Below are 7,787 nucleotides of genomic sequence, written 5' to 3'. Positions count from 1 at the left end.
CTGGCGACGGTGCTGTTCATCCTTGCCGGAGCCAATCGGCGACCAGACGCCGGCGCCGCCGGCCGGATGCCGCTGCCCAACCGGCTGTTGGCGGCCCGCCCGCTGGTGACGCTCGGGGCGATGGCCTACTCGCTGTACCTCTGGCACTGGCCGCTGCTGATCTTCTGGCTGTCCTATACCGGCCACGCGCACGCCGGTTTCCTCGAGGGCGCCGTCGTGCTGCTGGCCTCCGGTGTGCTGGCCTACCTGACCAACCGGCACGTCGAGGACCCGCTGCGGTACCGCGCACCGGCCGCCACTGTGGACTCCACGTCCGCCGCGGCGTCGCCACCGGTGTCTGCGGTGCGCTGGCGGGTCCGGCTGCGCCGCCCGACGATGGCGCTGGGCTCGGTGGTGGCCCTGCTCGGTGTGACATTGACCGTCACATCGTTCAGCTGGCGCGAAGAGGTCACCCTGCAACGCGCGTCCGGCAAAGAACTCACCGGACTGAATACCCATGACTATCCCGGCGCCCGGGCCCTGGTGACCCAGGCGCGGGTTCCTCAACTGAGGATGCGGCCCACCGTCCTGGAGTCCAGCAACGACCTGCCGCGCTCCACCCGCGACGGCTGCATCAGCGACTTCACCAACCCGGCGGTGGTCAACTGCGCTTACGGCGAGCCAGCCGCGCCACGGACGATTGCGCTGGCCGGCGGGTCGCACGCCGAACACTGGCTCACCGCACTGGATCTGCTCGGCCGCATCCACCACTTCAAAGTCGTCACGTATCTGAAAATGGGCTGCCCGCTGTCGACCGACGAGAATCCGTTGATCATGGGCAACAACGCCGCCTACCCGCAGTGTCACGATTGGGTGCAGAAGACGATGGCCAAGCTGGTGACCGATCGTCCGGACTACGTGTTCACCACGTCCACCCGGCCGTGGAACACCAAACCCGGCGACGTGATGCCCGCCGGCTATTTCGGAATCTGGCAGACGTTGTCCGACAACAATATTCCCGTCCTGGCAATGCGGGATACCCCGTGGCTGGTCAAGGACGGCAAGCCGTTCGAACCCGCGGATTGTCTGGCCAAGGGCGGCAATGCCCTCTCGTGCGGGATCAAGCGCTCTGAAGTGCTCTCCGATTACAATCCCACGCTGGATTTCACCGGGCAGTTCCCACTGCTCAAGCCGCTGGACATGTCGGATGCGATCTGCCGCGCCGATATCTGCCGTGCGGTGGAGGGCAACGTGCTGATTTATCACGACGCGCACCACCTTTCGGCCACTTACATGCGCACCTTGACCCCGGAGTTGGGCCGCCAGATCGCGGCGGCCACCGGCTGGTGGTGACCCGCCGCTGCGCCGGCGCCCTGTCGTGGGTGAGGCACGCCACGGCCGGTCACTGGGGACGTCGGATTGTGCGGTCGGCGGCTACAGTCGAGTGATGCTGCCGAGACAACTGAATACCGGTGCCGGCGAAACGACGCCGGCGCGGCCGACCGTGTGGCCCGGCAACAACTATCCGCTCGGCGCCACCTACGACGGGGCCGGCACCAACTTCGCACTGTTCTCGGAGATCGCCGAGCAGGTTGAGCTGTGCCTGATTGACAACGCCGGCAACGAAACCCGCGTCAATCTCGAAGAAGTCGACGGCTATGTCTGGCACGCGTACCTGGCGGGCATCAGCCCGGGGCAGCGCTACGGGTACCGGGTGCACGGGCCGTTCGAACCGGCCGCCGGCCACCGGTGTGACGCCAGCAAGCTGCTGCTCGACCCGTACGGGAAGTCGTTTCACGGCGACTTCGATTTCGGCCAGGCGTTGTTCTCCTACGACCTGGCCGTCGCAAAACGAGACGGCGCAGACCCCGGAGACGCCGGCACTCCGCCGATGGTCGACTCGCTGGGCCACACCATGACCAGCGTGGTGATCAACCCGTTCTTCGACTGGGCGTTCGATCGGGCGCCGCGCACGCCCTACCACGAGACGGTCATCTACGAGGCGCACGTCAAAGGCATGACGCAGACCCATCCCGGCGTCCCGCCGGACCTGCGCGGCACCTACGCCGGACTGGCCCACCCGGTGATCATCGACCACCTCAAGTCGCTGAACGTCACGGCCATCGAGCTGATGCCGGTGCACCAGTTCATGCACGACAGTCGGCTGCTGAAATTGGGTCTGCGAAATTATTGGGGTTACAACACATTCGGGTTCTTCGCCCCGCATCAGCAGTATTCGTCGAACCGTGAGGCCGGCGGCGCGGTGGCCGAGTTCAAGTCGATGGTCCGCAGCTTTCACGACGAAGACATCGAAGTGATCCTCGACGTGGTGTACAACCACACCGCCGAAGGCAACCACCTGGGTCCGACCGTCAACTTCCGCGGCATCGACAACGCCGCCTATTACCGGCTCGAGGACAAAGATCTGCGGTTCTACAAGGACTTCACCGGTACCGGTAACAGCCTCAACGCCCGCCACCCGCACACCCTGCAACTGATCATGGACTCGTTGCGCTACTGGGTCACCGAGATGCACGTCGACGGGTTCCGCTTCGATCTGGCCTCCACGCTGGCGCGCGAGTTCTACGACGTCGACCGGCTGTCGGCGTTTTTCGACCTGGTGCAACAGGATCCGGTGGTCAGCCAGGTCAAGTTGATCGCCGAACCGTGGGACGTCGGCGAAGGCGGCTATCAGGTCGGCAACTTCCCCGGTTTATGGACGGAATGGAACGGGAAGTATCGGGACACTGTGCGCGATTACTGGCGGGGCGAGCCCGCAACCCTCGGCGAGTTCGCCTCTCGGCTGACCGGGTCGTCGGACCTGTACGAGGCGACCGGCCGCCGGCCCGGCGCCAGTATCAACTTCGTCACCGCACATGACGGATTCACGTTGCACGACTTGGTTTCTTACAACGACAAACACAACGAGGCCAACGGCGAGGACAACCGCGACGGGGAGAGCTACAACCGCTCCTGGAACTGCGGGGTGGAAGGTCCCACTGACGATCCCGACATCACCGAGCTGCGCTGCCGGCAGATGCGCAATATGATTGCCACTTTGCTGGTCAGCCAGGGCACGCCGATGATCGCGCACGGCGACGAGATCGGGCGTACCCAGCAGGGCAACAACAACGTCTACTGCCAGGACTCCGCCCTGTCCTGGATGGATTGGACACTGGCCGACAAGAACGCCGATCTGCTGGCTTTCACCCGCGACGCAGCCAAGTTGCGCAGAGACCACCCGGTGTTCCGCCGGCGCAGATTCTTCGACGGCGAGCTGCTGCGCACCGGCGAAGAGGTTCGTGACATCGCCTGGCTGACGACGTCCGGGCGGGAGATGACCCACGAGGACTGGGGCAGCAGTTTCGCGAACTGCGTCGGCGTATTCCTCAACGGTGAAGCCATTCCGGAGCCCGACGCGCGCGGCCGGCGAGTGACCGACGACTCATTCCTGCTGTGCTTCAACGCTCACGGCGACGCCATCGACTTCGTCACACCGCACGACGACTACGCACAGGAGTGGACCGTGGAATTGGACACCGCCGAGCCTGCCACCGGCGCCGGCGCCGTGGTGAACGCCGGCGAGAAGGTCACCTTGCCGGGCCGTTCACTGCTCGTACTGCGCAAGACCCGCTGACGCATGGCTTTTCCAGTCCTCTCCACGTACCGGTTGCAACTTCGTGGTCAAGAAAGCGGGTTTGCCTTCACCTTCGCCGACGCGGAAAACCTGCTGGACTACCTCGACGAGCTCGGCGTCTCGCACGTCTACCTGTCCCCCGTGCTGACCGCCGTGCGCGGCTCGACGCACGGATACGACGTCACCGACCCGACGACGGTGTCAGCCGAACTCGGCGGCGCCGAAGGTTTGGCACGGCTGTCCGCCGCGGCCCGGGAGCGAGGGTTGGGCCTGGTGATCGACGTCGTGCCGAATCACGTCGGGGTGGACAAACCCGAGCAGAATCCGTGGTGGTGGGATCTGCTGCGGAATGGCCGGTCGTCGGCGTACGCCACCTACTTCGACATCGACTGGGATTTGGCCGACGGCCGAATCGTGTTGCCGGTCCTGGGTTCTGACGACGATGTCGCCGACTTGACGGTCGACGGTGAGTTGTTGCGGCTGGGCAATTTGGCGTTTCCGATCGCTCCCGGCACCGGTGACGGCACCGGCCCCGAGGTGCACGACCGCCAGCACTACCAGCTGATCGGGTGGCGGCGCGGGGTGTGTGGTTATCGGCGGTTCTTTTCGATCACCTCCCTGGCCGGGCTTCGGCAGGAAGACCGTGAGGTGTTCGACGCCAGCCATGCCGAGGTCGCGCGCTGGTTCGCCGAGGGGCTTGTCGACGGTGTGCGCATCGACCACCCGGACGGGCTGTCTGACCCGGCGGGTTACCTGACCTGGTTGCGCGACCTCGTCGGACCGGACGCCTACATTGTGATCGAGAAGATCCTGGCCGTTGAGGAGGCCCTGGAGCCGACGCTGCCGGTGGCGGGCACTACCGGATACAACGTACTGCGTGAGGTGGGCGGATTGTTCGTCGATCCGACCGGCGCGCCCGCGCTCACAGCGCTCTACGAGTCGACCGGTGTCGACTACCAGGCCACACCCGCGATTCTGCGCGAACTCAAGGCGAACGTGGCCACCGGCACCTTGGCCAGTGAACTGGCCCGACTGCGACGTACCATCGCCGCCGTCACCGGGGTCGACCACCCGCAGCTGCCGGACGCGGTGGCCGCGCTGTTGGGCCACATCGACGTCTACCGCTCCGACTACCAGGGCCTGGCGGCGCTGCTGCCTAACTCTTTGGCTGAAACGGACAACGACGCAACGGAATTGCGCCAGCCATTGCAAGTGCTTGCCGCCGCGATCGCTGCGGGCGGCGAACCGGACACCCGGCTGCAACAGTTGTGCGGCGCGGTCACCGCGAAGTCGGTCGAAGACTGCCTGTTCTACCGGGACGCCCGGCTGGTGTCGCTGAACGAGGTGGGCGGCGAGCCGCAGCGGTTCGGCGTGGGCGCCGCGGAGTTCCACCTCACCGCCGCCGGCCGCGCCCGGCTCTGGCCGCAGGCGATGACGGCGTTAACCACTCACGACACCAAACGCGGCGAGGACGTGCGGGCCCGCATCGGAGTGCTCTCCCAGGTGCCGTCGTTGTGGGTGGAGTTCGTCAGCCGGTGGGAGGGCGTGGCCCCGTCTCCCGACGCTGCGACCGGACTTTTCTTGTGGCAGAACATCTTCGGTGTCTGGCCGGTGAGCGGTGAAGTCACCGATGAGCTGCGTCAGCGGTTGCACGCCTATACCGAGAAGGCGATCCGCGAAGCGGCACTGCACACCACCTGGAACAACCCGGACACCGAGTTCGAGGACGCGGTGCACGGTTGGCTGGACGCGGTGCTAAGCGGCCCGGTGGCCGCCCAGCTGACCGAGCTGGTCGGCCAGCTCAACCGGCACGCCGAGAACGACGCGTTGGGCCAGAAGCTGCTCGCTTTGACGGTGCCCGGCGTACCTGACGTCTACCAGGGCACCGAGCTGTGGGACGACAGCCTGGTCGACCCGGACAACCGCCGTGCGGTGGATTACGCCGCGCGGCGCGCAGAGCTGAAGAGCCTGCAGCACAGTAAGATCCGGGTTGTGGCCGCGGCGTTGTGGCTGCGGCGCAAGCGTCCGGACACTTTCCTGCAGGGCGGTTACCGTTCGGTGCTTGCCACCGGCAGCGCTGCCGATCACGTCGTTGCCTTCGGCCGCGGCGAAGACGTGGTGGTCGCTGTCACCCGCTGGACGGTGCGTTTGCGGGACAGTGGTTGGGGTGACACCGCGGTGGCCGTGCCCGCCGGTTCCTGGGTTGACGTATTGACCGGCCGGCGGGTCGGCGGGCCGACGCCGGCCGCGGACCTGTTCGTCGAGTTGCCCGTCGTACTGTTGGAGCGCGTCGATGAGTGAATTCGCCGTCTGGGCGCCGACACCCGGGATGGTCCGCCTCGACGTCGACGGCAAAGCGCATTCCATGCAGCGTTCGCCGGACGGCTGGTGGCGCGCCACCGTCGACGCCGCGCCGGACGCCCGGTACGGGTTCATCCTCGACGACGACGCCCAGGTGCTGCCCGATCCACGGTCGGCGCGCCAGCCCGAAGGTGTGCACGCCCGCTCGCAGTTGTGGGAGCCGTCGCCGACCGCGTGGACGGACCGGGATTGGCAGGGTCGCTCCACCGACGGTGCGGTCATCTATGAGCTGCACGTCGGAACCTTCACGTCGGCCGGGACTTTCGACGCGGCGATCGAAAAGTTGGACTATCTGCTCGATCTCGGGGTGGACTTCGTCGAGCTGATGCCGGTGAACTCGTTTTCGGGCACGCACGGCTGGGGTTATGACGGCGTGCTGTGGTACAGCGTGCACGAGCCCTATGGCGGCCCGGACGGGCTGATGCGGCTGGTCGATGCCTGCCACAGCCGCGGCCTCGGTGTGCTGATCGACGCGGTGTTCAATCACCTCGGCCCGTCGGGGAACTACCTGCCGCGGTACGGCCCGTACCTGTCGTCAGGCAGCAACCCGTGGGGCGAAGGCATCAACATCGCCGATGCGGGCTCGGACGCGGTACGCCGCTACATCCTCGATTGCGCGCTGCGCTGGATGCGCGACTTCCATGCCGACGGCCTGCGACTCGACGCGGTGCACGCGTTGGTGGACACCACCGCGATTCACATCCTGGAGGAGTTGGCGTCGGAAACCGATGCGCTGGCCGAGCAATTGGGCCGGCCGCTGTCGCTGGTCGCAGAGAGCGACCTCAACGACCCGCGGCTGATCACTCCGCGCGGCGAGGGCCGCGCCATCGGCGGCTACGGGCTGACCGCCCAATGGGACGACGACATCCACCACGCCATCCACACCGCGGTGTCCGGTGAGCGCCAGGGCTACTATTCGGACTTCGGGTCGCTGGCCACGCTGGCGAACACATTGCGAGGCGGCTACTTTCACGCCGCGACGTACTCGTCGTTCCGCGGTCGCCGGCATGGCCGGCCGCTGGACACCGCGAACATCCCGGCGACCCGGCTGCTGGCTTACACCACTACGCACGACCAGGTCGGCAACCGCGCCGTCGGGGACCGGCCGTCGCAGAACCTGACCTTCGGGCAGCAGGCGATCAAGGCCGCTCTGGTGTTGTTGTCGCCCTACAGTGCAATGCTGTTCATGGGCGAAGAGTGGGGCGCGTCCACCCCGTTCCAGTTCTTCAGCTCGCATCCCGAACCCGAACTGGCCAAAGCCACAGCCGAGGGCCGCAAGGCGGAGTTCGCCGGGCACGGCTGGGACGCCGACCAGATTCCCGACCCGCAGGACCCGGAGACGTTTCTGCGCTCCAAGCTGGACTGGGGCGAGGTGCAAGCCGGTGAACATGCGCGCCTGCTCGACCTATACCGTGCTCTGATTGCGTTGCGGCGCAACGAACCTGACATCGGTAACCCGTGGCTGGATAACCTGGTCGTGGACTACGACGAGGACCGGCGCTGGTTCGCGCTGCGGCGCGGTCGGTTTACCGCCGCGTTCAATCTGAGCGAGCAGGCCGCGACCGTGCCGGTGCGTGGTGAGGTGGTGCTGGCCTGGGGCACGCCGAACGTCGGCGACTCGACCGAACTTCCGGGGCATTCGTTCGCGCTGCTGGCAACCGAATAAGCGCCGAACGTCGAGTTGTTGCGCTATTTCGGCGTTCTGAAGACGAAAAGTCGACGTTCGATCGCCGGCAGCGTATAGAGACAGCATGACCGTTGAACACGACTACCCCCAGGTGGCCGCCGACAGAGGACGGGTCGAGCCCGC

General features: G+C 66.4%; 4 protein-coding genes. All 4 read left to right on the top strand.

The window, feature by feature from the left end; all coding sequences use genetic code 11:
* On the top strand, positions 1-1,332 hold a 1,332-nt coding region (locus tag WA317_RS04990), incomplete at its 5' end, for an acyltransferase family protein (RefSeq protein WP_425171989.1).
* A 94-nt stretch (positions 1,333-1,426) separates the two neighbouring features.
* On the top strand, positions 1,427-3,616 hold the full coding sequence (gene glgX, locus WA317_RS04985; protein ID WP_425171988.1) for a glycogen debranching protein GlgX: 2,190 nt from the start codon (positions 1,427-1,429) through the stop codon (positions 3,614-3,616).
* 3 nt (positions 3,617-3,619) lie between these two features.
* The gene (treY, locus tag WA317_RS04980; RefSeq protein WP_425171987.1) at positions 3,620-5,917 is read left to right on the top strand and encodes a malto-oligosyltrehalose synthase; all 2,298 of its coding nucleotides are present in this window, start codon (positions 3,620-3,622) and stop codon (positions 5,915-5,917) included.
* Positions 5,910-7,643, top strand: coding sequence for a malto-oligosyltrehalose trehalohydrolase (gene treZ, locus WA317_RS04975; RefSeq protein ID WP_425171986.1), 1,734 nt, complete (start codon positions 5,910-5,912; stop codon positions 7,641-7,643). Before treY ends, treZ begins: the two co-directional genes overlap by 8 nt.
* Positions 7,644-7,787: the final 144 nt, after the last annotated feature.

Origin of the sequence: Mycobacterium sp., from assembly GCF_049802695.1 — a bacterium.
In the GTDB taxonomy this organism is placed as follows: Bacteria; Actinomycetota; Actinomycetes; order Mycobacteriales; family Mycobacteriaceae; genus Mycobacterium.
The sequence above is the reverse complement of the archived record's forward strand: the minus strand, read 5'-3'. Positions and strand labels throughout refer to the sequence as shown.